The organism is Pseudomonas kairouanensis (genome assembly GCF_004682055.1).
Lineage (GTDB): Bacteria > Pseudomonadota > Gammaproteobacteria > Pseudomonadales > Pseudomonadaceae > Aquipseudomonas > Aquipseudomonas kairouanensis.
Genome location: NZ_QUZU01000021.1, coordinates 21602 through 48584, shown reverse-complemented (window position 1 = coordinate 48584; position 26983 = coordinate 21602). Strand labels below are relative to the sequence as shown.

Here is a 26983-nt window from a genome sequence, read left to right as displayed (position 1 = left end):
TGTGCAGGCAATCAACCCGGATCGCGAAAGCCTGGATGGAAGTCTTTAGGCACTGCAACACTGACGCGGCTATGGGTGGCGATATCGATACCTTCGCTGGCCACCTCGGCCAGGAAATCGATTTGCTCTGGCGTAATCACATAGGGCGGCAGGAAATACACCACGCTGCCCAGCGGGCGCAACAACGCGCCGCGTTCCAACGCGTGCTCGAATACCTTCAAGCCACGGCGTTCCTGCCAGGGGTAGGCGGTTTTGGTGGCTTTGTCTTGCACCATCTCGATGGCCAGCACCATGCCGGTCTGGCGCACTTCCGACACATGGGGGTGGTCCACCAGGTGCGCGGTGGCGGTGGCCATGCGCTGGGCCAGGGCCTTGTTGTTTTCGATGACGTTGTCTTCTTCGAAAATATCCAGGGTCGCCAACGCCGCCGCGCACGCCAAGGGGTTGCCGGTGTAGCTGTGGGAGTGCAGGAAGGCACGCAGGGTGGGGTAGTCGTCGTAGAACGCGTCGTACACATCATCGGTGGTAACCACCGCCGCCAGCGGCAGGTAGCCACCGGTGAGGGCCTTGGACAGGCACAGGAAGTCCGGGCGGATACCGGCCTGTTCACACGCAAACATGCTGCCGGTACGGCCGAAGCCCACGGCGATTTCATCGTGGATCAGGTGCACACCGTAGCGGTCGCACGCCTCGCGCAGCAGCTTGAGGTACACCGGGTGGTACATGCGCATGCCGCCGGCACCCTGGATCAGCGGTTCGATGATCACGGCAGCGACGGTGGCGTGGTGCTCGGCCAGGGTCTGTTCCATCACCTGGGCCATCGTGCGCGAGTGGTCTTCCCAGCTCACGCCCTCGGGGCGCAGGTAGCAATCGGGGCTTGGCACCTTGATGGTGTCCAGCAGCAGCGCCTTGTAGGTTTCGGTAAACAGCGGCACGTCGCCCACCGACATCGCGGCGATGGTTTCGCCGTGGTAGCTGTTGGTGAGGGTGACGAAGCGCTTTTTATTCGGCAGGCCGCGGTTGAGCCAGTAGTGGAAGCTCATTTTCAGCGCGACTTCGATGCACGACGAACCGTTATCGGCGTAGAAGCAGCGGGTCAGGCCTTCGGGCGTCATCTGCACCAGGCGTTCGGACAACTCGATCACCGGCTGGTGGCTGAAACCGGCAAGGATCACATGTTCGAGCTGATCGACCTGGTCCTTGATGCGCTGGTTGATACGCGGGTTGGCGTGACCGAACACGTTGACCCACCAGGAACTGACGGCGTCGAGGTAGCGCTTGCCTTCGAAGTCTTCCAGCCATACGCCTTCACCGCGTTTGATCGGGATCAGCGGCAGTTGCTGGTGGTCTTTCATCTGGGTGCAGGGATGCCACAGCACGGCGAGATCGCGTTGCATCCACTGGTTGTTCAAGCCCATTTTTCGTCTCCTCAAGCAACAATCGCGCAAGCCTATTCAATGGGCGACGGTGCCACAACCCATTACTTGCCAATTGGCAGTAAACACAGGACGGTCTGTCACGTTTCTTCTGGATAGTCCTTAATCCTTGGTTAATTTACGCTTCATAACCTCAAGATCACATTTCTCGATATTTCAAAGCGAAATTTTCCGCTTTAAATCGATAGGTAACGCGCTAGTCTTGGGCGCAGTTCTTACGGGATTAAGTTCATGCAGCTACGTAACTCTCCGGCCCGCTATGGGTGGGTCAGCATGGTTTTGCACTGGGGCGTGGCCCTGGTGGTGTTTGGCTTGTTTGCCCTGGGGTTGTGGATGGTCGGGCTCGACTACTACAGCGCCTGGCGCAAAGACGCGCCGGACCTGCACAAGAGCATCGGCATCACGCTGTTCGCCGTCATGCTGGTGCGTATCGTCTGGCGCCTGATCAGCCCGCCGCCACCACCGTTGGCCAGCTACAGCCGCATGACCCGTATCGGTGCTGCGTTTGGCCACGCGTTCCTTTATCTCGGGCTGTTTGCCGTGATGATTGCCGGTTACCTGATTTCCACCGCAGACGGTGTCGGTATCCCGGTGTTTGGCCTGTTTGAGATTCCTGCCGTGGTTTCCGGGCTACCGGACCAGGCAGACAACGCAGGCCTGGTGCATCTGTACCTGGCCTGGGTGTTGGTGGTCTTTGCCGGCTTGCACGGCGTGGCCGCACTGAAGCACCACTTCATTGATCGTGATGTGACCCTGACGCGAATGCTGGGGCGCAAAGCCTGATGTTCAACCTCGACTCACAAGGAATAGAAAGCATGTTGAAAAAGACGCTCGCCGCTCTGGCACTCGGTTCCGCCCTGCTGTCCGCCGGTTCCGCGATGGCCGCTGACTACAAGATCGACAAGGAAGGCCAGCACGCCTTCATCGACTGGAAAATCAGCCACCTGGGCTACAGCTTCATCCACGGTACCTTCAAGGACTGGGATGGTACGTTCAGCTGGGACGCAGCCAAGCCTGAAGCCAGCAAAATCGCTGTTGACGTGAAAACCGCCAGCCTGTGGTCCAACCACGCCGAACGTGACAAGCACATCGCCAGCAAAGATTTCCTGGACGTCGCCAAGTTTGCCGATGCCAAGTTTGTGTCTACCTCTGTTAAGTCCACCGGTGCAAAAACCGCTGACGTGACGGGCGACCTGACGTTCCACGGCGTGACCAAGCCTGTGACCTTCAAGGCCACTTTCAACGGTGAAGGCAAAGACCCATGGGGCGGCGAACGTGCTGGCTTCAACGCCACCACCACGCTGAACCTGAATGACTATGGCATCAAAGGCCCAGGCCCGTCTTCGCAGACACTGGACCTGGACATCTCGCTGGAAGGCGTGAAGCAGAAGTAATGCTTCGCTTGTAGGAGCGAGCTTGCTCGCGAAAAACGCCGGGGCACCGCGTTTTGTCTGGTTACCAGCGTTATCGTTGACGACCTTCGCGAGCAAGCTCGCTCCTACAGGCAAAAAAACCCGTATCTCGCGATACGGGTTTTTTTGTGCCTAGCGGTTGCGAGTCAGCAGCGCTGGTTTCTCACCACGAGGACGGCCTGGCAGTTGATCCAACTGCTCAGGTGTCGGGAAGCGATCCGCTTTCGACTCCTTGTGGATGATCTTCGGCGCCGGGCCACCGCGCGGGTTTTGCACGGCGGGTTCGGACGAACGTGGCTGGTCGTCACGAGCCGGGCGACGGTTGTTGCTGCGCGAATCTTCGCGGCGGGCCTGGCCATCGCGTGGTGCGCCGCTGCGTGGGCCATTGCGTTTGGCAGGTGGCGTACCGGTGGTACCGCCGCTGCTGTTGCGCGGGCCGTTCTGGCGAGCGCCTTGTGGCTGGCCGCCACGTGGCGCGCCTGCGCCCTGTGCCGGAGCACCTGGGCGACGGCCACGGCCTTGGGCCGGCTTGGCCTGGGGCACGTAGTCGACGCGGTTACCGAAGTTATCCACGTCGTCGTCAAGGAACTCGTCCGGGGCACGGTCAGCGGCGGCGCGTGGTGGCTGGCTCGGCTGGCGCTGTTCGCGGGCCGGGGTGCCTTCACGGGGCTTCTGCTCGCGGGCTGGGCGTTCGCCACGGCCGTTGGTCGGCGCTTTGTCCTTGCCGCCCTTGTCTTTGCCCTTGTCGCGACGACCACCGCCACCCCCGCCGCCGTTCGGGCCATCGCCCTTCGGACCGCGTGGATTGCGCGGGTTGCGCACGTCCGGACGCTCGCGCGCTTCTGGCTTTTCGGCCTCCACGGCGCTGGCATCGAAGCCCATCAGGTCGCCGTCGGCGATTTTCTGCTTGGTCATGCGCTCGATGCTTTTCAGCAGCTTCTCTTCATCCGGGGCAACCAGGGAAATGGCTTCACCCGAACGACCGGCACGGCCAGTACGGCCGATACGGTGCACGTAATCTTCATCGACGTTTGGCAGCTCGAAGTTGACGACGTGTGGCAGTTGGTCGATATCCAGGCCGCGAGCGGCGATATCGGTGGCCACCAGGATGCGCACGGTGCCGGCCTTGAAGTCGGCCAGCGCCTTGGTGCGCGCGTTCTGGCTCTTGTTGCCGTGGATGGCGACGGCGGTGAGGCCGTGCTTGTCCAGGTACTCGGCCAGGCGGTTGGCGCCATGCTTGGTGCGGGTGAACACCAGCACCTGTTCCCAGGCGCCGGCGGTGATCAGGTGGGCCAGCAGCGCACGCTTGTGGCTGGCAGCCAGGCGGAACACACGCTGTTCGATACGCTCGACCGTGGTGTTCGGCGGCGTGACTTCGATGCGTTCCGGGTTGTGCAGCAGCTTGCCGGCCAGGGCGGTGATGTCCTGGGAGAACGTTGCCGAAAACAGCAGGTTCTGGCGTTTGGCCGGCAGGCGGGCGAGGACCTTTTTCACGTCATGGACAAAGCCCATGTCGAGCATGCGGTCGGCTTCGTCCAGCACCAGGATTTCAACGTGGGACAAATCCACGCTGCCTTGGCCGCACAGGTCGAGCAAGCGACCAGGGCAAGCCACCAGCACGTCCACACCACGGGACATGGCCTGAACCTGCGGGTTCATGCCAACACCGCCGAAGATGCAGGCGCTGACGAACTTCAGGTCGCGGGCATACAGCTTGAAGCTGTCGTGCACTTGCGCTGCGAGTTCGCGGGTAGGGGTCAGGACCAGTACGCGCGGTTGGCGCGGGCCGTGACGCTGGGATTTGTCCGGGTGACCATTGGGAAACAACCGCTCCAGAATCGGGAGGGCGAAGCCGCCGGTTTTACCAGTACCTGTCTGCGCCGCAACCATCAGGTCGCGACCTTGCAACACGGCGGGAATGGCCCGCTGTTGCACCGGAGTAGGCTCGGTATAGCCCGCTGCCTCGATGGCGCGGACTAAAGCCTCGGAGAGACCGAGGGAAGCAAAGGACATGAGTAATCCTGTTTTAGTTAGGGCTTGGCCCAAAGGGATAATCTTGCCGGGCGTGAATGGCGCTTAGGGGAGCGCAATCCCGTCCGGTCCTGCTGCGTCTGGCGGGCACTCCACCGGCTCGCGCGGGCTGAAAGCTGCGCAGTAGCGGGGTTGGGTGCCTTTTTCAAGACCTCAGCGGCCGGGCGTGAGCCTGGCGGAAAGGCCGGAGTATAACAGAGCAATCACGGCGCGCCGCTTTCCTGCTGCTCAACGGCGTGTTCAGGGGCCGTATTGGCTGGCAAACCGCCGTATTTGGCACTCAAGGCAACATACGCGGGCTCCTGCTTGAAGCGTTTGAGTTCGGCGGCAAAGCGTTGTACCAGCAAGTCCATGCCGGCGCCACGGCGCACCGCGAGGAACTGCTGCTGGCGGCTGACCACCAGCGGCGCCTGGCTGACCTTGCCTTCCAGGCCCATCGCCTTGATCACATGCTGGCCTACCCGGCGGTCGGTGATCACCAGGTCTACGCGTCCCAGCAACAATTTGCCGAAGTTGGCCTCGTGGCTGGGCGCTGGTTCGCGGTTGAACAGCGTGGAGTCAGTGAAGGGCGCGCCGTACAGATAGCCCGGCGAGGTGCCAACGGTAAGGCCCCGTAGGTCGTCCAGGGCCTGGGCCGGGTGGGGGCGGTCGTTGGCGTAGAACACTACGAATTCCACTTCCGAGAGCGGTTCGCTGGGGTACAGCAGCAGGGCGTCGCGTTCGTGGCTGTGGAAAATATCCAGCGCGCCGTCGGCGTGGCCTTGGTCAAGCATGGCCAGGCAACGCTTCCAGGGCAGGAACTGCCATTGCACGTCCACCCCAAGGCGCTGGAACACGATGACCGTGGTTTCGTAGTCCAGCCCTTGCATGGTGCCGTGCTCCTCGTACACGTAGGGCGCCCAGGGCTCGGTGACAATGCGCAATTTCTCGCCATGAGCAGTCAGGCTCAGGCAAGTGAAAAGCGCAGCGGTCAACAGCTTCAGGATGAGGGGCATGCCCTGAGATTACGACGGCCCAGCGCTAAAGAGAAGCTCTGGCACACGCATCTGCGGGCGACGCTATTTTGTCTCGGAGGTCATCAGGTGTTCGTAGATGGCCGCACGGCGCTCGCCAAGGATCAGCCGCACCAGGGGGTTGGCAAACCAGTGTTCCAGTTGGTGAGCATCGACCGGGCATTTTTGCCGTTGCTCCTGGTTCTGCCGTGCCTTGTCCCACCACACCGGACAGCATGCCTGATCGAACTCGTTTTTGTGTTCGTAGCAGCCGTAGAGGATCTCGCGGATGAACTGTTGCTTGCGCTTGGGCAGGGCCAGGGTGATCAGCTTGTACATCAGGCGTTGCAGGCGAGGCGGGCGGGGCAGGTGGGCGGACACCTTGCGCGTATCGGCCAGGGCACCGGCGGCGGTGGGGGCGGCCGAGTGCTTGGTGATCCATGCCTTGACCTTGGCACGGAACAGCTGTTTGCGACTCCAATAGTGGTGGATCAGGTCGGGGCACTGACGCACGTTGACTGTGCGGTAGGCCGCCACTGACAGACAAAATTCTTCCAGGGTGTAGGCCCCTTTGGCCAGGGGGAACAGCTCGTCCATCAGTTCAATCGAGCGGTCCAGCAAATAGGCATCCGGTTGTGCGATACCGATCACGCCGGAGTTGAGCAGATACATATCGTCGTCAGCCAGGTTGCGCTCTGCCAGGTGCGTGGCCAGGGTTTCGTACAGCACGCCCTCACGGTTGTCGCCGTATTTGGCATGGAAGGCGTTGCACAACAGCGTGCCGGGGGCTACGCGTTCGAACAGGGCCATGGGCGAGTCGTGGAAAAACGTGTCGGTGTCGATCAGCAGCGCACGGTCCGAGGTCTGCAAGACCTGGCGCAACAGTACGTGCTTGGTGCGGAAATGGTAGCCGTGGGGCTCGCACCAGTGTTTGCGAGTGGCTTCATCCAGCAGGTGAACCTGCACCGGCAGATCACGGTAGGGCGCTGGGTTGTCGCTGAACACCTGGATGTCCAATGGCATGTCCTGGGGGCCTCCCAGGTGGGCCAGGGCACTGGCGATGCTGAATACCGCTTCCTGATGGTAAGTCTCGGCGCCGAAAACCAGGTAGACCAGTTGCGGGCGTGGAGTCGGGGACGCTGTATTCATTTACTGCTGGCTTCCTTTCCGGGATGTGTGGACAAAAAAAGCCCCCGTATAAACGAGGGCCTGGGTGCTGCTTGAACAGACCTCAGCGTGGCAGCTTGAGGTTGTTCCAGATCGCAAGGCTCGGCTCAGCCTGGTTCAGGGTATAGAAGTGCAAGCCTGGCGCACCACCTTGCAACAAACTTTCACACATTTCTGTGATGACCTGCTCACCGAACGCCTGGATGCTCTTGACGTCATCGCCATAGGCTTCCAATTGCTTGCGCACCCAGCGTGGGATCTCGGCGCCGCAGGCGTCGGAGAAACGTGCCAGCTTGCTGTAGTTGGTGATTGGCATGATGCCCGGCACGATGGGGATGTTCACGCCCATGGCCCGTACACGCTCGACGAAGTAGAAGTAGCTGTCGGCGTTGAAGAAGTACTGGGTGATCGCACTGTCGGCACCGGCGTTGGCCTTGCGCACGAAGTTCTTCAAGTCTTCTTCGAAGTTGCGTGCCTGGGGGTGCATCTCCGGGTAGGCCGCCACTTCGATATGGAAGTGATCGCCGCTTTCTTCACGGATGAAGCTCACCAGGTCATTGGCGTAGCGCAGCTCACCGCTGGCCATGCCCATGCCGGAGGGCAGGTCGCCGCGCAGGGCGACGATGCGCTTGATGCCGGCGCTCTTGTATTGGGTCAGCAGGCCGCGCAGGTCGTCCTTGCTGTCGCCCACGCACGACAAGTGCGGAGCGGCGGGAACTTTGACTTGGCTTTCCAGCTGCAACACGGTGTTGATCGTGCGGTCACGGGTCGAGCCGCCCGCGCCATAGGTGCAGGAAAAGAAGTCGGGGTTGTAGCTGGCCAACTGGGTGGCCGTGGCCATCAGTTTTTCATGTCCAGCATCGGTCTTGGTCGGGAAGAACTCGAAGCTGTAGCGACGGTCTTGGGACATGGTAATACCCTTTGAAACTCAGAATGCCGACTGTGCAACCCATCTGCACTGTAGGAGCGAGCTTGCTCGCGAAGAACGTCAACGATAACGCGGAGAAACAGGATATACGCGGTGTCCTTGAGTTTTTCGCGAGCAAGCTCGCTCCTACAGGTAACGCAGGTTGGGCTGATTACTTAGTAGCGGTAAGCGTGCGGCTTGAACGGACCTTCAACGGTCACGCCGATGTAGTCGGCCTGGGTCTTGGTCAGTTGAGTCACCACGCCGCCGAAGCCGCGGACCATTTCCAGGGCCACTTCTTCGTCGAGTTTCTTCGGCAGTACTTCCACGGTCAGGCGCTCGGCTTTCTGGGCTGGCGACAGGTCGGCGTACTTCTGGTCGAACAGGAAGATCTGCGCCAGTACCTGGTTGGCGAACGAGCCGTCCATGATGCGGCTTGGGTGGCCAGTGGCGTTGCCCAGGTTAACCAGACGGCCTTCGGCCAGCAGGATCAGGTAGTCGTCGTTCTGTGGGTCGAAAGCACCCGCGCCGGTACGGTGAACCTTGTGCACCTGTGGCTTCACTTCTTCCCATGCCCAGTTCTTGCGCATGAAAGCAGTATCGATCTCGTTGTCGAAGTGACCGATGTTGCACACAACCGCGCGCTTTTTCAGGGCGGCCAGCATGTTGGCGTCGCAGACGTTCACGTTACCGGTGGTGGTCACGATCAGGTCGATCTTGCCCAGCAGGGCCTTGTCAACGCTGGCGGCGGTGCCGTCGTTGACGCCGTCGATGAACGGCGAAACCACTTCGAAACCGTCCATGCAGGCTTGCATGGCGCAGATCGGGTCAACTTCGGAGACTTTAACGATCATGCCTTCCTGACGCAGGGACTGGGCCGAACCCTTGCCCACGTCACCGTAGCCGATCACCAGGGCTTGCTTGCCCGACAGCAGGTGGTCGGTGCCGCGCTTGATGGCATCGTTCAGGCTGTGACGGCAGCCGTACTTGTTGTCGTTCTTGCTCTTGGTCACCGAGTCGTTGACGTTGATGGCCGGGATTTTCAGCTCGCCCTTGGCCAGCATGTCCAGCAGGCGGTGTACGCCGGTGGTGGTTTCTTCGGTCACGCCGTGGACGCGGTCCAGGATGGCCGGGTATTTCTTGTGCAGCAGCTCGGTCAGGTCGCCGCCGTCGTCGAGGATCATGTTGGCATCCCAAGGCGCGCCATCCTTGAGGATGGTTTGCTCCAGGCACCACTCGTACTCTTCTTCGGTCTCGCCTTTCCAGGCGAATACCGGGATACCGGCGGCAGCGATAGCGGCAGCGGCCTGGTCTTGAGTCGAGAAAATGTTGCAGGACGACCAACGCACTTCGGCACCCAGGGCAACCAGGGTTTCGATCAGCACGGCAGTCTGGATGGTCATGTGGATGCAGCCGAGGATCTTGGCGCCTTTGAGCGGCTGCTCAGCGGCGTACTTGCGACGCAGGCCCATCAGGGCTGGCATTTCGGATTCGGCGATAAAGGTTTCGCGACGGCCCCAGGCGGCGAGGGACATGTCGGCGACTTTGTAGTCGTTGAAATCTGCAGGCGTGTTGACAGCGCTCATGAAGAGCCTCCATTCGTAGTGTGCGAATGGGCGCCGTTGTGCGTTTAGTATCTGGCCAGGTGAAGCCGGCCGGACAACGCCCCATCCGAGCCTGACAGGGTAAACCTGCTGCAGCGCCCCTCGGACAGGTGGCGGGAAAACGGTAACAAGTGGATATGACCGTTTTGAAACGGCGCCGATTATAGCCGTGTGCGTCGCACTTCCCAAGCCTTTCTGTCGGTTACATGAAGATCCCTCATGGGGTTGATAGGCAATGGCTCATAGAGCTTGGGCCCGGCCTCTGCCATGATAACGCCCATCATTTCGCAAGACGCTTTGGAGTGACCATGAACTTCCACACCCGCAAATGGGTAAAACCAGAAGACCTCAACCCCAACGGCACTCTGTTCGGCGGCAGCTTGTTGCGCTGGATCGACGAAGAGGCGGCGATTTACGCCATTGTGCAACTGGGTAACCAGCGCGTCGTCACCAAGTACATCTCCGAGATCAACTTCGTCAGCGCCTCGCGCCAGGGCGACATCATCGAGCTGGGCATCACCGCCACCGAGTTCGGCCGCACCTCCATCACCCTGACCTGTGAAGTGCGCAACAAGATCACCCGCAAAAGCATCCTTACCGTAGAAAAAATGGTCTTCGTCAACCTCGGTGAAGATGGCCTGCCAGCGCCACACGGCCGCACTGAAATCAAATACGTCAAAGATCAGTTCGCCGACGAGAGCATCAGCGAGTAATCCTGCCTGGCCAGTGAACGCTCGTGATGGGCGATAGGTCGTACCTGAACAACACCCTCCTGTTCAGGTACGCCCATGGCCACTCACGAAGACGGCAAAACCCCCAACCTGTCGCAGGAAGAGCAACAGGACGTCGACAAGAACCAGCCGCCGCGCGCGGCGGTACTGCATGAAATCATCCGCACCCAGGGCGACCAGGAACTGGAGCGCAATGTGGCGGCCCTGTGGTGGTCGGCGCTCGCTGCCGGCTTGACCATGGGCCTGTCGCTGATGGGCATGGGCTTGCTCAACTCTCGGCTGCCTGATGCCGAGGGATTCAAAGTGATCGCCAGCTTCGGTTACTGCGCGGGTTTCCTCGCGGTGATCCTGGCGCGCCAGCAGTTGTTTACCGAAAACACCCTGACCGCCGTGCTGCCAGTGATGAGCAAGCCCACACTGGGGAATGTCGGGCGCCTGTTGCGCCTGTGGACGGTGGTGCTGGTGGGCAACCTGTGTGGCACCTTGCTGGTGGCCTACGTGATGCTGCACCTGCCGATCTTCGACACCAAGACCGACCTGGCCTTTTTGGACATCGGGCGCAAGGTCATGGAAAACGAGCCCGGCCAGATGTTCGCCAAGGGCATCGTCTCCGGCTGGATGATCGCCACCATGGTGTGGATGATCCCGTCGATGGAAAGCGCCAAGATGTTCATCATCATCCTGATCACTTACCTGATGGCCCTGGGGGATTTCACCCACATTGTGGTGGGCTCGGCGGAAGTGTCGTACCTGGTATTTGCTGGCGAGCTGCCATGGAAGGACTTCTGGCTGATATTCGCCGGGCCCACGTTGGCGGGCAATATCATCGGCGGCAGCTTTATCTTCGCGCTGATCAGCCATGCGCAAATCCGCAGTGAGAGCCGGCCGGCTGACAAAACAAGCGACGCTTGCGAGGCTGTTGCCACCGATAAAAAGCCTTAGGCCGTTGAGGGTGTTATCTGCTTGCCACCCTGAGGGCGTGGCCGGCCGGCACGCTGTCGAGGCGGGCTGAATTCAGGGCCCGCGTCTTCTCAAGGACGTATTCATGGCCAACACCCCTCAACCGTTTAACCACTTGATGCTCCTGCGGCGAACGGCCCAGGACATTCAGGCGTTGTTCTCAAGCCGATCCCCGCTGCCCGTGATCGCAGCGCAAGACCTGCAACGTACGTTGCGGGCGACGTTTCCCTCGGTAGCCATCACCGATGAGCTGCCGGTTCTACTGACGCCGCGTTATCGCTACAGCGGCACCGCGATCAGCGCTGAGCAGCCGGAGCGCACCACGCTGGTGGAGGCGTTGGTCAACCGTTTTGTCGACGGTATTTGGGTGGATTACACCCAAGGGCAACAGTTGACCGAGCATCCGGACAGTACGCCGCTCATCGTCTGCGCGTTGAAAAACCTGGATGCTCAAGACGCTGTCAACCAGCGCGGTCCTCTGCTGCTTGAGCGCTGCCAGCAGGCCTTGATCGATGACTGGACTGAACTGTCCGTCGAAGCGCGCAGCCGCTTCGAGATGCTGTCGTTGTTGCTGAAAGAGACCTTGAAGCAACTCGGCGCGCCCACACTGGTAGCCAACGCCACCCATCGGCAGATGATCCATGACGTCCTGCAAACACCCGACAACAACCTGCGTGGTGGTGCGACCCGGGCTTACCTGGTGGACCAGTGGGGCGAGGTGGGCAGCGAAGAGCTGGGGCTGTTGCGCGGCATGTTGATTGCCCGCCGGACGGACACCGACGAGACGCTGCTGCTCTTTACCTTGAGTTCCGGTATCGAAACCTTTGCTTCGCGTGATGCATTGGGCAAAGCGTTGCGCACGCGCCTCAGTGGGCTGGCGCCGGGGCGCGCGATGCAGTGGCGGTTATATGAGCCGCGTTGCAATATTTTCGACGGTTTTGCCCTGAGTTTCCTCATCAAACAATTGAGCGACCTGCGGTGGGGCGTTGCGCTGGCCCGTCGCTCGTCTTATTGGGGCGGTGCCTTGCTGGACGCCGTGCACTGGGTCGCGACGGGTGACTTCGACAGCCTGCGCCTCGCCGATAACCCCACCCTGAGCCGGCTCTATGCTGCACTGCCGCACTGGATGAAAAAGGTCAGGCGTGAAGTACGTGGGGAGTTTTCGCAACACCTGCACAATCTGGGCAGGCTGTTCAAACAACCCAACTGGCGGTTTTTCGACGATGGCGTGCCGTCACTGTTGGAGTTTACCCGGCAAAAACTTATGGCGGCCTACCCCAAGTCTTCGAGGATTGAGCCGGACGATGTGATCATTACCATCCATACGGTCAGAGGCGTATCGGCTGCCGGTGGTTTTCCCGTCAAGATCATCACCACGCTGCTCAAGGTCGCCCTGGAAAACCTGGCCGGCTTGCCGGGGGATGCCATCCAGGTTTCATTGCGCGACGCCAGCGCACCTCCCGATTGGCTGACGCCACGCGCAATCAAGCGCATGGTGAGCCAGGTCGATATTGGTGAGAACTATCCCAAGCAGGTATCGCTGTCGCTCAGGGATTCGCCAGCCGAGGTGCTGTGGCGCAGCCGCAGCTTTGTCGCGCAATTGCGCCTCGAGCTGCCGATGCTGGCGCTGGAGTTCTACAGTCGTGGCCAGGCGGGGTTCAGTCGCAAAGGTTACGAAACCGTGGTGGCGGTCATGCAGGAACGGGCGGTCGATCGTTACCTGGACGACCAGGTCATTGTCCTGCGGCCCCTGGCATTCAAGGCCAGTGCGTCTGCCGAAGCGGATGAGGTGATGAACATGTTTGTCATGGGGCCACGGTCGCTTGATGTCGGCCCGGTGGTCCTGTTTTGCCCTATGGGGCAGCCCAAGTTGATTGAGTTTGCCAACCGGGGGGATCTGCTCGGCGCGATTGAGCAGCCAGGAGCCTTGCAGCAGCAGGTGCTGGGCTGGATGAGTGCCGACGCGCGGGCCACCTATCGGGCGGATGGTTTTGTTGCTCCGCATTTCAACACCCTGGATGGTCTGGCCCTGCTGATTGATGCATTGACCAGCAGGCCGGCGATGCTGGCCACTGACGAAGTGCAGGGTGATTACGGGCGGCATCTGTATGACAGCCAGGTGCAGGCAATACTGGAGCAGGCGGACAAACAATCGGTGTCCAACCGTGAAAACCAGTGGGCTCGTCGTATGGAGGGGCTGTCGCTGGGCTTGAACAGTGTCATGCCGCTGGTCACTGGCCCGCTTGCCGTCATTGGATGGTTGCAGGTTGCCTGGACGGTGCATGAGCAAACGGCCCAAATAAGCCAGGGTGGCACCGAAGATCAGGGCAGTGCTCTGGTCGGCTTTTTCCTGAGCATGGCGCTGGTGCTCATGCATTATTCAAGCGATGTCTCTGCCACTGTCAGGCGCGAAGACGATGGCGTGCAGGAGGAACCCGTCAGGGACAGCGATGAGCAAAAGGAGACTGAAACCCACACGCCAGTGTCAGAAAATCCGCCAGTCCAGTTACCCGACATGAACGCCGGGCATGATGTGAGCGATGTGCGTGCCCCGGTTGAGTATGGCTGGCAATCGTCCTCTGTGCGGTTGACGCCGTCCCAGGTAATGGACTTGCAGACTTTCAGCCTGACCAAGCCCGCCGGGGCGGCCCAGGCCGGCAACGGTGCGACGTCCGGGCTTTGGCTTAGCGAAGGTCAGTGGTACGCCGATGTTGATGCCTACTGTTTCAAGGTAACCGTCGAGCGTGACGGCGTGCGGGTAGTTGCCGCCAATGGACGTCGTGGCCCGTGGCTCAAGTCGGCAGGCAATGGGCGTTGGGTCCTGGACCTGCGCTTGCGTCTGCTGGGCGGTGCGGGAGGTCAGGAGGCAGACGCCGCGCTCTCCACCACAGCGCTGATGACGCAGTTCAACACCCTGCATGGGGAGTTTGCCGAGGCCCGGATCCCCACTGACGAGGTGATGGTGGCTCTGCGCAAGGAAGGGAACCTGAATCGACGCCTACTGGCAATCGAGAGTAGAAATGACAGTGTCGCCTTGATGCAGCGGCGGGCGAAGCTGCTGGGGGAACTCCTGGAGCAACGCCGCCTGGCCGGCGTCGTGCAGGATTATTCGCAGTTGCTCCATCGGTATCTCGAAGCCCAGGTGCGCTGCCTGCGCTTTCAGATCGGATTGATGGAGCTGCGTCGCCTCACGCTTTATGAGCAATTGACCAACGACACGGGCTTCAAGCCGCTCACACTACGTGAAGTTGCCAAGCGAACGCCCCCCGCATCAATGTGCGCCGGCCTTGACCTGCTGGTAAAAACACACGAGCAGGCGGTGGCGCTGTGTCGCGAGCAGCGCATGGCCTACGAGCGCATTCTGGACACCGTGCGTCCGACAGATGTGCAGGTCAGCGCATTGGACATCCCCGAATGGAACAACAAGGCCCCTATTCTGGCCTGGTGGGAAGCCGGGTTGCGCCCGTTATTGCTGCGTTGCTTGAAAGCAAAGGTTGAAGCTCCCGGGATGGAGGCGTTTAGCCTGCTGGAGGAGGTCAACCTGCGATGCCGATTGAAGCTGTCCAGCTATCGCCAACTCTGTCTAGAACCTGGTTACAGCCTGGCGCAGCGCAGGCTGTTGGTGAATGACGCCGTCGATGAGCTGGCCTGGCTGGACGATCGGTTGGCGCGCGTTGGCAGCATCAGCAATAGTTTTATCGAGCCTGCAGCGCTGGCGGACTATCGCCATTACATCGGTGGTATTCGTGAAGAAATGGTGCAAGACCTGGTGGGCATCTATGAGGACTACTACGACAGTCAAGCCGTGCTGCCGCTGTTTGAGGGGCCTGAAATGGAGCGGGTTCTCCAGAGTCGTCATTACGGCAGGCTGATCGCCGCTGTGCAGCCTCCCTCTGGCATCGGCGACTCGATAGATTTTATCGACCCCTATACCCGTCATGTTTATGCAAGGTTCGCCAAAAAAACCGAAGCGAACGGTGATGTCGACTGGGTTCTGCATCCGGTCAGGGACGTTCATGTCGTCAAGGATAAGCCCCAGGGCTATCTCAGCAGCTTGCTGTTGGTTCGCCGCGGCACCGACGCAATTGAGGCGTTGCCTTCCCAGGAGCAGAACATGCTGATTTCGCCTCAAGCCGTACGGGCAAACCTGGAGTTGCTGGCTGAGGAAATGCTTTTGGAGGTGCAGCGCTTCAGTGAGAGCAGTCATCAGGCCAAGCAAAGCGATCCAGCGCTTACATTGCTGGAGAAAACACTGACCAATAAAGCCAATGAGTTGATCAGGGCGGGTCGAGAGTCGTATCAGCGCATGGTGCTCAGCCGCGAACCGACGACGACCGCAATCGCCGATCTGTTGGCTGAGGGCGTCATTGAAATCAAGGCGGTGAGTGATACCAAGCCCAGCCCCGGGGCTGGCTTGTCACCGGTGTTTCGCAGTTTTTACGTCCAGAAAGTCGCGTCGAGCCAAGTGCCACCTGAAATACTTTGGTTTGCACACTTTCATTACCCCCCCGGACATACCGGAGGGGTATTGGGTTTCTACTTCGCTCACCTCAAGACTGTCCGCACGCCTGTCGCCCGTTTTGAGCACCAGCTGCGTGCGGCGCAGGGGAACAATGAGCAATTGCTCAGAATTTACCGCACCATCATTGAGCGTAAGGCCGCTCTAACACTGTTCTTCAACAATGAGGCGACCTCGGCTCAATGAGCGGAGCTGTCCTGTGCGGGAGTCGGCTCATCGCGGGTTACACGTTTGACCAGCTTACCGATGCTCAACCCCTGCAACAGAATCGACGACAACACCACGATGTAGGTGATGCTCAGCAGCAGGTCACGTTCCGGACCCAACGGCAACGCCAGTGCCAGGGCCACCGAAACCCCGCCGCGCAAACCGCCCCAGGTAAGGATGCGGATGGTGCCGCGGGGCACTGTACGCCAGCGGCGCAGCAATAGAATGGCTGGGGCCACCGTCAGCAGGCGCGACAGCAGGATCGCCACCGCCAACAGGCTGGCTGCGAACACATGCAGCCAGTTGAATGGCAACAGCAGCAACTCCATGCCAATCAGGGCGAACAGCAGGGCGTTGAGTATGTCGTCGAGCAATTCCCAGAAACCGTCCAGGTAGCGGCGGGTCATGTCGTTCATCGCCAGCTTGCGGCCCAGGTTGCCGATGATCAGGCCCGCGACCACCATCGCAATGGGGGCGGAGACATGCAGCTCGGTCGCCATTGCCGAACCGCCGATCACCAGGGCCAGAGTCAGCATCACTTCGATCTGGTGCTGTTCGATGCTCTTGATCATCAGGTACACCAGGTAGCCGATCAGGCCACCGAACACCACGCCGCCAATGGCCTCATGGGCGAACAGCATGGCCGTGGCCCCCACGGTTGGTGTCTCACCCAACTGGGCGATACCCAGCAACACGGTAAACACCACCACGGCTGTGCCGTCGTTGAACAATGATTCGCCAACGATAGTGGTTTTCAGCGGCTTGGACGCATTGGCGGTACGCAGCACACCCAGCACCGCAATCGGGTCGGTGGGGGAGATCAGCGCGCCGAACAGCAGGCAATAGAGGAAGCTCACATGCCAGCCAAACAGGGCGAAGATGTAATACGCCAGGCTGCCGATCACCACGGTGGCGATCAACACGCCAAAGGTCGCCAGCAAGCCGATGGGCCAGCGGTAGCTGCGCAGGTCGTTGAGGTTTACGTGCAGGGCGCCGGCGAACAGCAGGAACGAGAGCATCCAGTTCATCAGCAGGTCGCCAAAGTCGATCTGGCCGATCAGTTGCTGGATACGTTCTTCCAACCCTGGGTAGCCGAGCACGCTCAGGCCTTGCAGGATCAGGGAAAAAATCAGGGCCGTGACCATGACGCCAATGGTGGGCGGCAGGCCGATGAAACGGAAGTTCACATAGGTGAGCAGGGTGGTGAGGCAAATGAAGGCGGCGACAAGTTCAAGCATCCGGGGTCCTTGGAAGTTGGGTGACAGAGCGTTTAATGGTGGGATGGACCGCAGCAGCGGCACGATGTTGCAGGCCTGGCGTAAAACACCGATAGAACCTTTTAAAGCAGGTCGGCTCATAGCGATAAGTGCGGCTGGCCAGGATTAGTGCTAAAACTCTAATTTCTGTTTCAAATTAAAAATAGAAAACCAAAAAAGGAATCAGTGATGACGGTAGCTTTCTGGTGTGTGTTGATCGCAATTTTCCTGCCTTATCTGTGCACGGGGTTGGCCAAATTCAGCCAGGGTAAGTTTGGGCCCAAGCAAAACCATGACCCTCGCGCCTTTCTGGAAACCCTCGACGGTTTTGCCCGGCGTGCCCACAACGCCCAGCTCAACAGCTTTGAAGTCACCCCCGCGTTTGCGGCGGCGGTGATTATCGCGCACCTGGCCGGTACGGCCGAATTAGTGACCATCAACGTGCTGGCCGTGCTCTTTATCACCAGCCGCTTGCTGTACATCATTTGCTACGTGGCGGACTGGGCGATTTTGCGGTCGCTGGTGTGGTTTGCGGGCATGGCGTTGATTGCGAGTTTCTTCTTTGTCTCGATGTAACGTTTGACGTAAATCCCCTGTGGGAGCGGGCTTGCTCGCGAATGCGGTGTGTCAGTCAGCACATCGGGTACTGATAAACCGCATTCGCGAGCAAGCCCGCTCCCACATTTTAATCTTCAGCGACCCTTAGGTTCCGGCAGGCGCTTCAGGTACTTGCGGCAGCGCCGCGCCCTTAGGCCACAACATCCAGATCTGCCCCTGTTGCTTCATATTTCCCGCCAACTCACCGGCTGCATCTCCGGTGCCCCAGAACAAGTCCGCACGCACTTCACCGGTGATTGCACCGCCCGTATCTTGCGCAGCGACAGGCCGTGCGATGGGAGAACCATCCGGCTTGGTGGTGGACAACCACAACAGGCTGCCCAGGGGAATCACCTTGCGATCCACTGCCACGCTATAGCCAGCGGTCAGTGGCACATTCAGCGAGCCGCGCGGGCCTTCGTTGCTGTCGGGACGGGCGCTGAAGAACACGTAGCTGGGGTTGCTCGCCAGCAGTTCCGGGATGCGCTGCGGATTGGCCTTGGCCCAGGCGCTGATGGCGCCCATGGTCACGGCCTCTTTCTTCAACTGGCCTTGTTCCACCAACCAGCGGCCGATGGGGCGGTAGGGGTAGCCGTTCTGGTCGCCATAGCCGACGCGCAACTGACGCCCGCCTGCGAGTTGAATGCGGCCCGAGCCCTGGATCTGCAGGAATTGCAGGTCCATCGGGTTGGTCAGCCAGGCAATTGGCTTGGCCGTTGAGCCCTGGCCGTTGATCGCGCTGGCGTCGTCGTAAGGCTTGAGCACCCGCCCTTCAAGGCGGCCACGCAGGCGCTTGCCCTTGAGTTCGGGGTAGATGCTTTCCAGGTTGACGATGATCAGGTCATCTGGCACCCCATATACCGGCACATTGGCTTTGGCAGTCTTGGTCAGGCTGCCGGGGTAGACCGGCTCGTAGTAGCCGGTGATCAGGCCGTTGGGTGTGTTGTCGGCCGAGCGCAGGCCGAACACATCCAGGCGCTCTTTAAGAAAACCGCGCACCGCCACAGCATTGCCGGGCACGGTGGCCGCTGCTGCGCAGGTGGCGCCCCACACCGGGTCGGCCTTGAGGCGCTGGCAAGCGCTGCGCCAGGATTCGAAACCCGCCAGCAAGTCACTGTCGGATACCGCTGGCAGCGCCTCCCACGGTGCGCTCACATAGGTGGCGACGGCATGGGGTTTTGAAGTTTCATCTTTGGCAGGTTCTTTACCCGCATCGCAACCGGCCAGCAGCGCGATCATCGGCAGAGCCCACGCCATTCGGCGGCTCCAACGTTTTGAGGTGATATTCATACACGCAATTCCTGAAGCGATTGCCCGCGCCGCAGCGCCGTTGGGCAACCCTTATTATTAATAGGGCTATTGGTCTTTACGGGCGGGGCGAGGATACTGGCCGCCGTTTTCCGTGACCTCGAAGCCACCATGACTTTTAAACGACTGACCGTTGTACTGTTGGCCTGCCTGACGCTGTCCGCCTGTGGCGGTGTTGACCCGAATTCGCCCTTGGGCCAGCGCAAGGCAATCTTCAAGCAGATGCTCAAGACCAGCGAAGACTTGGGTGGCATGTTGCGTGGGCGCATCCCGTTTGACGGCGCGAAATTCGCCGAGGGTGCGGTGAAGCTGGATGCGTTGTCCCATGAGCCATGGAAGCATTTCCCGAGCGTGCGCGAAGAAGACCATAGCAGCGCCAAAGAGGATGTTTGGCACAAACAGGCCCAATTCCAGCAACTGGCCCGCAAGCTTGAAACGGCCACCGGTGAATTGGTGACCGCAAGCCAAGTACAGCCTTACCAGGCCAGTAACCTGGGGCCGGCGGTGCAGAAGGTCGAAGATGCCTGCAGCGCCTGCCATAAACAGTTCCGGGACCACTGACCGGTTTTACTTGTCGAGGTCTTCAACGGCGTCCTGTAGCTCTTTGCGCGACTGGGCGAGCTTGTCTTTGCGCTTGTTGATCTTGTCGGCATCACCTTTTTTCATCGCCTTGTCGAGGTCGGCCTGACGGCGGCTGACTTCGTGCTTGGCGTCGAGCACCTTGTTTTCCCGCTCCTTCTTCAAGGAGGCGTCGGTGCAATTGGCGGTGACTTCGGCCAAGGCTTTTTCCAGGCCAGCCTGCTGGGCACTGTTGCCATGAGCCTTGGCCTGTTCGATCTGGGTGCTGATGGCCTGGCGTTTGGCGGCGCAGCCGGTGAGTTGTGGTGCGTCTTCTGCCGCCAGCAACGGCGTGGTCATAAGGCTTGCGACAGTCAGCAGGGCAAACGGGGCTAGAAATTTCATGTGGGGCTCCAGGGTCGCAATCTGATGGTCGGCAAGGGTTCAAAACCCGTCGATGCCGGCCATGTGTAATGTGTCTGCCAAGGCCTGAACCTGCGGGTCGCGAAAAAAAGCGCTCAATTGCGCTGCGCGGCCCGGGCCGATGCCATCGATGTTCAGCCAGGCTTGGGTGTCTCGGGCGACCAGCGTCTGCCAGTCGCCCTCCAGGTTGTTACGTGCCGCTGGCGGTACGCCCAAGGCCTTGAGCCATTGTGCGAAGGGCCGTTGCCGCGCGCTGTGGAAGCTGTCGAGCACTCGGGCGCGGCTGCGGTCACCGAAGCCTTCAATGTTAGCAAGCTCTGCCGGGTCCAGGGTCAACCAATCGAGAAAGCCTGCGATTAGACCGGCCTGGATCAATACGTTCCACGTCTCGCGGCCGATGTGGGGCAGCGCCAGGCCCTGGTTGCCGCTGAGCCAGGTAAGGCGCGCGAGCAGTTGTTCTTCGCAGCCAGGATCGAGCTGCCAGCAGCTCAGGGCATGAAAGTGGCGTGGGTTCGGTGCTTGCACCTCAAGCCGCTGCTCGTTGCGCAGAATCACCTGGTCCAACCGGGGGATCACCTGGCCAGCCAGGCTGATGGACACCTGGTCGCCAGGGCGGATATCCAGGGCTTGCCAACGTTTCAAGGAGCCCGCGCTGACGCGGCTGATCTGGCGGTCGTCCAGTTGTACCGGCTCAAGTTCCAGCAGGGGGGTGATGCGCCCGGTGCGGCCGATATTGAACTGCACCTTGCGCACCAGTGCCAGTGCGTTGGCAGCGGGGTACTTCCAGGCGACAGCCCAATAGGGCGCGCTTGTTTGCCAGCGCTTGGCGGGCGCGCGCTGGGCCTGGTGCAGCACCACCCCATCGCTGGCGAACGGCAGCGGGTGGTTGTACCAGTGGGCGCGCCAGTGCATGGCGTCGCTGATGTGTTGAATGGGTTCGCTGTAGCGCTGGCTGTCACTGAAGCCCCAGCGTGCCAGCGTGGCCAGGCGTTCAGTAAAGGAGGCAGGCCCCTGCGGCCAGGCCCAGACAAACAGGCCAATACCGCTGGCGTCGGTGTCGCTCAGCTGGCGGCGGTTCATCAGCCCGGCCACCTTGCCACGGGCGTTGAGCCCGCCCTGGGCGGACTGAATGTGATCATCGAGGCGCCAATACAGTTCGCCTTGCAGCACCAGGTCGATGGGCTCTGGAAGGCGCTGGACAATGCCGGGAATTTTGCGCGCCGAGGCTGACCAGTCCTGGCCAAGCACGCCATCGCCACGGCTGATGACCTGGTGCAAGCGGCCCTGGCGATACACCAGGGTGACGGCAACACCGTCGACCTTGGGTTGAATCCATACCTCCCGCCGCGTGTCCAGCCAGGTAGCGACCGCACGTTCATCCAGCAACTTTTCCAGGCCGGTATGCACGACCGGGTGGGGCAGGGTGCCCCGAGAGGTGGTCAGCGGGTTGTCGAAGGTAGCGGTGGTTGGGGGGAAGCATTCGCGCCAGGTGGCCAGACGTTGGCGAGCCTGGTCGTAGAGTTCATCGCTGATGGGGGATTGGCCGAGCCGGTGGTAGCTGTCATCCCATTGGCGAATCTGGGCGGCCAGGTTATCGACCTGTGCCTGGGACTTATCGGTGCAGTTTTCGGCAGCGACCCAAAGGGGTAAAGCGCAAAGTAAAAAAGCGATCAGTCGAAGCATCATGAGCATCCTTGCCCGGAAAGGGTGCCCAGCCTAAAGGATCCCTTCGCCCACAAAAAAGCCCCGACCATGCGGGGCTTTTTACCGGGTATTTCTGCTTACTTGAACAGACCGCCCAGGGCTTTCACTGCGTCGTTCTTGTCGGCCTTGGCTTCGGTGGTTTGCTGCTTGGCGTCGGCCTTGGCTTGGGCTTCGGTCAATTTGTTGCAACCTTTGTTGACCTGGTCCTGCGCTGCTTTGTAGGCCTTTACGGACAAGGTGTCGTTCTTGGCTTGTGCGGCATCGATCTTGGTTTGCAGGTCTTTGGCGTGTTGCTGGCAGTCGCCGGAGTCACCGCCGCCCAGTTGGGAGGTCAGGGCGCCACTCAGTGCGCTCAGGTCGGTACCGGCGTGGGCCGGCAGGGCGAACAGGCTGAGCAGAAGGGCGGCAGGGGCGAGCGTGGAGATGCGCATGAAAAACCTCAATGTTCGATTGCCTGCGCGCTTATGAATCCCGGGCTGGCGCAGGGCAATATCCAAATAAGGTGTAGGGCCCGAGAGGGCGCGGATTCTAGAGGGCCATCATTGGGCCTGCAAGGTTTGGATCCAAAAAATGTGAGCGTTGCCGCGAATTATCCGGCAATAAAAAGCCCCGCCGGGCGAACCCGGCAGGGCTTTGGGTATTGCGGGGGATTACAGGCCAGCAGCGACGCGCAGGTCGTTGGCGCGGTCGGTCTTTTCCCAGGTGAACGTAGTGAAGGTGTCGTCGCCGACAGTCTTTTGCGCTGGGGTGCGACCGAAGTGGCCGTAGGCTGCGGTTTCCTGGTACATCGGGTGCAGCAGGTCGAGCATGGTGGTGATCGCATAAGGGCGCAGGTCGAAGATCTCGCGCACCAGTTTGACGATCTTGTCATCGCTGATCTTGCCGGTGCCGAAGGTGTTCAGCGAGATCGACGTAGGCTGGGCTACACCGATAGCGTAGGAAACCTGGATCTCGCAACGCTCGGCCAAGCCGGCTGCCACGATGTTCTTGGCCACGTAACGACCGGCGTAGGCCGCCGAACGGTCAACCTTGGATGGGTCTTTACCCGAGAACGCGCCGCCGCCGTGACGGGCCATGCCGCCGTAGCTGTCAACGATGATCTTGCGACCGGTCAGGCCGCAGTCGCCCACTGGGCCACCGATGATGAACTGGCCAGTCGGGTTGATGTGGAACTGGGTGTCCTTGGTCAGCAGTTCGGCCGGCAGCACATGCTTGACGATCAGCTCCATCACGCCTTCGCGCAGGTCGGCGTAGGACACGTCCGGGTTGTGCTGGGTCGACAGTACAACGGCGTCGATACCGACCACCTTGCCGCCTTCGTAACGGCAGGTCACCTGGGACTTGGCGTCCGGGCGCAACCACGGCAGCAGGCCCGATTTGCGGGCTTCAGCCTGGCGCTGTACCAATTGGTGAGAGAAGGTGATCGGGGCTGGCATCAGCACGTCAGTTTCGTTGCTGGCGTAGCCGAACATCAGGCCCTGGTCGCCGGCGCCCTGGTCTTCTGGCTTGGCGCGGTCAACACCCTGGTTGATGTCTGGGGACTGCTTGCCGATGATGTTCATCACGCCGCAGGTGGCACCGTCGAAGCCGACGTCGGAGCTGGTGTAGCCGATGTCGGTGATCACGTCACGAACGATCTGCTCCAGGTCAACCCAGGCAGTGGTGGTCACTTCGCCGGCGATGATCGCTACACCGGTTTTCACCAGAGTCTCGCACGCCACACGGGCGAACTTGTCTTCAGCAATGATGGCGTCCAGCACCGCGTCAGAAATCTGGTCGGCGATTTTGTCCGGATGCCCTTCAGACACGGACTCGGAGGTGAAAAGGGAGTATTCGCTCATCTCGATGTTTTCCTGATTTTACCGATGGTGAGTGTCGCCAGCCGGCCGCTGAAAATGGCGGACCTGGATCTGGAAACCATTACGTAAACCTACATAGAGGCTTTCCCCGGGAACAAGCCCCGCAGCGGTGGCCCAACGGGCCAGATCATCCTGTTCAAAACCCAACCAGAGATCACCGCAGGCCTCCCTGGCCCAATTCTGGTTGTGGCTGCATAAATCCGTAACCAACAGGCTACCGCCGGGGTGCAGCAACCCGGCCATTTGCTTGAGGGCGTCGGCGGGGGCGGCGAAATGGTGCAAGACCATATTCAACACCACACAATCGGCCTTCAGGCTGGTGTGATTCAGTGCGTCGGCCAACTGCAGGCTGACGTTGCCCAAGGCTTCGCGCTCGCACAGCTGGCGTGCCAGTTCGAGCATCGCCGGGCTGTTGTCCAGCGCCGTGACCTGATGAAAGCGACGTGCCAGTTCCGGCAGGAAGCCGCCATCGCCAGGGCCGACTTCCAGCGCCGTGGCCTCATCACTGAAGCTCAGCTTGTCCAACAGTGCCAGCACGCTGTCACGGTATTGGGCCAGGCCGGCGATCAGGTCTTGCTGGGCGCGAAACTTCTCGGCCACCCGTGCGAAAAAGTCCTGGCTCGCCGCAGCACGTTGCCCGTGGACCTGACCGATGCGCGCTTGTACGTCAGCCGGCAGGCTCAGGCTGTCCACTTCTTCGAGCAGGGCGGCGTGCAGTTTGCCCCCCAGCAGTTCGGTGTGGGGCAGGGCGCGGCGATAAAAAATCGCATTGCCTTCGCGGCGGGTGGCCACCAGGTCGGCCTGGGCCAGCACCTTCAAGTGATGGCTCATGCCGGACTGGCCGATGGCGAAGATCTGCGCCAGCTCCAGCACGCCAAAGGAATCGTTGGCCAATGCGCGCAATACGTTCAGCCGCAACGGTTCGCCAGCGGCCTTGCATAAGGCTGCCAGTTCATCGCCGTCTTCGGGACGCAGGGAGGGCATGGGTAGATTCATAAGGCCAGCAGTCTAGAGACGGGTGCAAATCCCCGCAAGGGCAATATCAAAAAGTTTTGATATTGATCGATAAGTGGCGGTTATAAGCAGCCGCTATAGCCTTTGGACGAAGCGCCGGCCAATTTCTGCAAGGGATTGGCGCTCAAAGGGCAGGAAAAACACCTTCAAGTCACTATCTGTCATTGCCCGCAGGCGGTGGCTGAGGGAAAATGCCGGTCCTTTTTTCCGTTTCTTTTCAGCAAACCCCAGGAGATCAGCGATGCCCAGCCGTCGTGAGCGTGCCAACGCCATTCGTGCCCTCAGCATGGATGCCGTGCAAAAAGCCAACAGCGGCCATCCCGGTGCCCCAATGGGCATGGCGGATATCGCCGAGGTACTTTGGCGTGACTACCTGAAACACAACCCAAGCAATCCATCGTTCGCCGACCGTGACCGCTTTGTGCTGTCCAACGGCCATGGCTCGATGCTGATCTATTCGCTGCTGCACCTGACCGGCTACGACGTCACCATCGACGACCTGAAAAGCTTCCGTCAGTTGCACAGCCGTACCCCGGGCCACCCGGAATTCGGCTACACCCCAGGCGTCGAGACCACCACCGGTCCCCTGGGCCAGGGCCTGGCCAACGCAGTAGGCTTTGCGCTAGCTGAAAAAGTCCTGGGCGCGCAGTTCAACCGCCCTGGCCACGACATCGTCGACCACCATACCTACGTGTTCCTGGGTGATGGCTGCATGATGGAAGGCATTTCCCACGAAGTCGCTTCCCTGGCCGGCACCCTGGGCCTGGGCAAGCTGATCGCCTTCTACGATGACAACGGTATCTCCATCGACGGCGAAGTCGAAGGCTGGTTCACCGATGACACCCCTAAGCGCTTCGAAGCCTACAACTGGCAGGTGATCCGCAACGTTGACGGCCACGATCCGGAAGAGATCAAGACCGCCATCGACACCGCCCGCAAGAGCGCGCAGCCGACCCTGATCTGCTGCAAGACCACCATCGGTTTCGGCTCGCCGAACAAGCAAGGCAAAGAAGACTGCCACGGCGCCCCACTGGGTGACGCGGAAATCGCCTTGACCCGTGAAGCGCTGAAGTGGAACCACGGCCCGTTCGAAATCCCGGCGGATATCGCTGCCGAGTGGAACGCCAAGGAAAAAGGCCTGGCGACCGAAGCCGAGTGGGACCAGCGCTTTGCTGCCTACTCCGCCGAATTCCCGGAGCTGGCCAACGAGCTGGTTCGTCGCCTGGCCGGTGACCTGCCTGCCGACTTCTCGGAAAAAGCCTCGGCCTACATCGCCGAAGTCGCGGCCAAGGGCGAGACCATCGCCAGCCGTAAAGCCAGCCAGAACACCCTGAACGCCTTTGGCCCGCTGCTGCCGGAGATCCTCGGCGGTTCGGCTGACCTGGCCGGTTCCAACCTGACCTTGTGGAAAGGCTGCAAAGGCGTGTCGGCTGAAGACGCCAGCGGCAACTACATGTACTACGGCGTACGTGAGTTCGGCATGAGCGCCATCATGAACGGCGTGTCCCTGCACGGCGGCCTGGTGCCTTACGGCGCGACCTTCCTGATGTTCATGGAATACGCCCGCAACGCCGTGCGCATGGCTGCGCTGATGAAGAAGCGTGTGATCCATGTGTACACCCACGACTCCATCGGCCTGGGCGAAGACGGCCCGACGCACCAGCCGGTCGAGCAACTGACCAGCCTGCGTACCACGCCGAACCTCGACACCTGGCGTCCAGCCGACGCGGTGGAATCCGCCGTGGCCTGGAAGCACGCCATCGAGCGTAAGGACGGCCCTTCGGCGCTGATCTTCTCGCGTCAAAACCTGCAACACCAGGTGCGTACCGACGCGCAGATCGCCGACATCGCCCGTGGCGGTTATGTGCTCAAGGACTGCGCTGGCGAGCCGGAGCTGATCCTGATCTCCACCGGTTCCGAAGTGGGCCTGACGGTTCAGGCGTACGAGAAGCTGACCGAGCAAGGCCGCAAGGTTCGTGTGGTTTCCATCCCGTGCACCAGCGTGTTCGAAGCCCAGGACGCCGGCTACAAGCAATCGGTGTTGCCGTTGCAGGTCAGCGCGCGTATCGCCATCGAAGCGGCACACGCCGACTACTGGTACAAGTACGTGGGCCTGGAAGGTCGCGTAATCGGCATGACCACCTACGGTGAGTCGGCGCCGGCGCCAGCGTTGTTCGAAGAGTTCGGCTTCACCCTGGACAACATCCTGGGTCAGGCGCAAGAGCTGCTGGAAGACTAAGGCTGTAAATTGGGGTGGCTGTACTGACGCCTTCGCGAGCAAGCCCGCTCCCACACTTG

At 60.7% G+C, this 26983-nt stretch carries 21 protein-coding genes and 1 riboswitch; of the genes, 8 read left to right on the top strand and 13 right to left on the bottom strand.

All coding sequences use genetic code 11. The annotated features are described in order from the left end of the window. Nucleotides 1-11 precede the first annotated feature (11 nt). Nucleotides 12-1418: an adenosylmethionine--8-amino-7-oxononanoate transaminase gene (locus tag DYL59_RS17365; RefSeq protein WP_135290251.1), complete on the bottom strand. Its 1407-nt coding sequence runs from the start codon at nucleotides 1416-1418 to the stop codon at nucleotides 12-14. Between the two features lie 249 nt (nucleotides 1419-1667). Between DYL59_RS17365 and DYL59_RS17360 the strand changes: the two genes are divergently transcribed. After that, nucleotides 1668-2219: a cytochrome b gene (locus tag DYL59_RS17360; RefSeq protein ID WP_135290250.1), complete on the top strand. Its 552-nt coding sequence runs from the start codon at nucleotides 1668-1670 to the stop codon at nucleotides 2217-2219. A gap of 32 nt (nucleotides 2220-2251) precedes the next feature. After that, nucleotides 2252-2830 carry a YceI family protein gene (locus tag DYL59_RS17355; RefSeq protein ID WP_135290249.1) on the top strand — a complete coding sequence of 193 codons (579 nt, stop codon included), beginning with the start codon at nucleotides 2252-2254 and terminating at the stop codon, nucleotides 2828-2830. Nucleotides 2831-2980: 150 nt separating this feature from the next. Here DYL59_RS17355 and DYL59_RS17350 read toward each other — a convergent pair whose 3' ends face one another. From DYL59_RS17350 to ahcY, 5 genes are all read right to left on the bottom strand, one after another. Beyond that, nucleotides 2981-4861 carry an RNA helicase RhlE2 gene (locus tag DYL59_RS17350; RefSeq protein ID WP_135290248.1) on the bottom strand — a complete coding sequence of 627 codons (1881 nt, stop codon included), beginning with the start codon at nucleotides 4859-4861 and terminating at the stop codon, nucleotides 2981-2983. A gap of 221 nt (nucleotides 4862-5082) precedes the next feature. Then, nucleotides 5083-5874: a substrate-binding periplasmic protein gene (locus DYL59_RS17345; protein ID WP_135290247.1), complete on the bottom strand. Its 792-nt coding sequence runs from the start codon at nucleotides 5872-5874 to the stop codon at nucleotides 5083-5085. A 63-nt stretch (nucleotides 5875-5937) separates the two neighbouring features. Next, nucleotides 5938-7020: a hypothetical protein gene (locus DYL59_RS17340; RefSeq protein WP_135290246.1), complete on the bottom strand. Its 1083-nt coding sequence runs from the start codon at nucleotides 7018-7020 to the stop codon at nucleotides 5938-5940. Nucleotides 7021-7102: 82 nt separating this feature from the next. Continuing rightward, nucleotides 7103-7948, bottom strand: a complete 846-nt coding sequence (metF, locus tag DYL59_RS17335) for a methylenetetrahydrofolate reductase [NAD(P)H] (protein ID WP_135290245.1) — start codon at nucleotides 7946-7948, stop codon at nucleotides 7103-7105. Between the two features lie 173 nt (nucleotides 7949-8121). After that, nucleotides 8122-9531 (bottom strand): adenosylhomocysteinase, encoded by a 1410-nt coding sequence (gene ahcY, locus DYL59_RS17325; protein WP_135290243.1) that lies wholly within the window; start codon nucleotides 9529-9531, stop codon nucleotides 8122-8124. Nucleotides 9532-9552: 21 nt separating this feature from the next. Then, nucleotides 9553-9659, bottom strand: a riboswitch (S-adenosyl-L-homocysteine riboswitch). A 198-nt stretch (nucleotides 9660-9857) separates the two neighbouring features. On the opposite strand from ahcY, the gene DYL59_RS17320 reads away from it, so the two are divergent. From DYL59_RS17320 to DYL59_RS17310, 3 genes are all read left to right on the top strand, one after another. Beyond that, the gene (locus DYL59_RS17320; protein ID WP_135290242.1) at nucleotides 9858-10262 is read left to right on the top strand and encodes an acyl-CoA thioesterase; all 405 of its coding nucleotides are present in this window, start codon (nucleotides 9858-9860) and stop codon (nucleotides 10260-10262) included. A 75-nt stretch (nucleotides 10263-10337) separates the two neighbouring features. Beyond that, nucleotides 10338-11222: a formate/nitrite transporter family protein gene (locus DYL59_RS17315; RefSeq protein WP_135290241.1), complete on the top strand. Its 885-nt coding sequence runs from the start codon at nucleotides 10338-10340 to the stop codon at nucleotides 11220-11222. Between the two features lie 136 nt (nucleotides 11223-11358). Continuing rightward, nucleotides 11359-15945: a dermonecrotic toxin domain-containing protein gene (locus DYL59_RS17310; protein ID WP_337678423.1), complete on the top strand. Its 4587-nt coding sequence runs from the start codon at nucleotides 11359-11361 to the stop codon at nucleotides 15943-15945. On the opposite strand, the gene DYL59_RS17305 is transcribed toward DYL59_RS17310, so the two are convergent. Continuing rightward, the gene (locus DYL59_RS17305; RefSeq protein WP_135290239.1) at nucleotides 15939-17204 is read right to left on the bottom strand and encodes a cation:proton antiporter; all 1266 of its coding nucleotides are present in this window, start codon (nucleotides 17202-17204) and stop codon (nucleotides 15939-15941) included. The genes DYL59_RS17310 and DYL59_RS17305 overlap by 7 nt on opposite strands. Before the next feature lie 207 nt (nucleotides 17205-17411). On the opposite strand from DYL59_RS17305, the gene DYL59_RS17300 reads away from it, so the two are divergent. Further along, a complete protein-coding gene (locus DYL59_RS17300) occupies nucleotides 17412-17798 on the top strand; it encodes an MAPEG family protein (protein WP_135290238.1) in 387 nt (128 codons plus the stop codon). 126 nt (nucleotides 17799-17924) lie between these two features. Here the strand turns inward: DYL59_RS17300 and mltA are convergent, their stop codons facing one another. Then, complete coding sequence (gene mltA, locus DYL59_RS17295; RefSeq protein ID WP_135290237.1) at nucleotides 17925-19109, bottom strand: murein transglycosylase A; 1185 nt, start codon at nucleotides 19107-19109, stop codon at nucleotides 17925-17927. 129 nt (nucleotides 19110-19238) lie between these two features. On the opposite strand from mltA, the gene DYL59_RS17290 reads away from it, so the two are divergent. Continuing rightward, the gene (locus DYL59_RS17290) at nucleotides 19239-19688 is read left to right on the top strand and encodes a c-type cytochrome (protein ID WP_135290236.1); all 450 of its coding nucleotides are present in this window, start codon (nucleotides 19239-19241) and stop codon (nucleotides 19686-19688) included. Nucleotides 19689-19694: 6 nt separating this feature from the next. Here the strand turns inward: DYL59_RS17290 and DYL59_RS17285 are convergent, their stop codons facing one another. The 5 genes from DYL59_RS17285 to DYL59_RS17265 all read right to left on the bottom strand — a co-directional run bounded on the left by DYL59_RS17285 (nucleotide 19695) and on the right by DYL59_RS17265 (nucleotide 24667). After that, nucleotides 19695-20090: a DUF1090 domain-containing protein gene (locus DYL59_RS17285; protein ID WP_135290235.1), complete on the bottom strand. Its 396-nt coding sequence runs from the start codon at nucleotides 20088-20090 to the stop codon at nucleotides 19695-19697. Nucleotides 20091-20129: 39 nt separating this feature from the next. Continuing rightward, a complete protein-coding gene (gene ligB / locus DYL59_RS17280) occupies nucleotides 20130-21794 on the bottom strand; it encodes an NAD-dependent DNA ligase LigB (protein ID WP_135290234.1) in 1665 nt (554 codons plus the stop codon). Nucleotides 21795-21889: 95 nt separating this feature from the next. Then, nucleotides 21890-22243: a hypothetical protein gene (locus DYL59_RS17275; RefSeq protein WP_135290233.1), complete on the bottom strand. Its 354-nt coding sequence runs from the start codon at nucleotides 22241-22243 to the stop codon at nucleotides 21890-21892. A 219-nt stretch (nucleotides 22244-22462) separates the two neighbouring features. Next, nucleotides 22463-23653, bottom strand: a complete 1191-nt coding sequence (gene metK / locus DYL59_RS17270; protein ID WP_135290232.1) for a methionine adenosyltransferase — start codon at nucleotides 23651-23653, stop codon at nucleotides 22463-22465. Nucleotides 23654-23671: 18 nt separating this feature from the next. Then, nucleotides 23672-24667: an ArsR/SmtB family transcription factor gene (locus DYL59_RS17265; RefSeq protein ID WP_135290231.1), complete on the bottom strand. Its 996-nt coding sequence runs from the start codon at nucleotides 24665-24667 to the stop codon at nucleotides 23672-23674. 259 nt (nucleotides 24668-24926) lie between these two features. On the opposite strand from DYL59_RS17265, the gene tkt reads away from it, so the two are divergent. Next, nucleotides 24927-26924 (top strand): transketolase, encoded by a 1998-nt coding sequence (gene tkt / locus DYL59_RS17260; protein ID WP_135290230.1) that lies wholly within the window; start codon nucleotides 24927-24929, stop codon nucleotides 26922-26924. The last annotated feature ends 59 nt before the right edge of the window (nucleotides 26925-26983 follow it).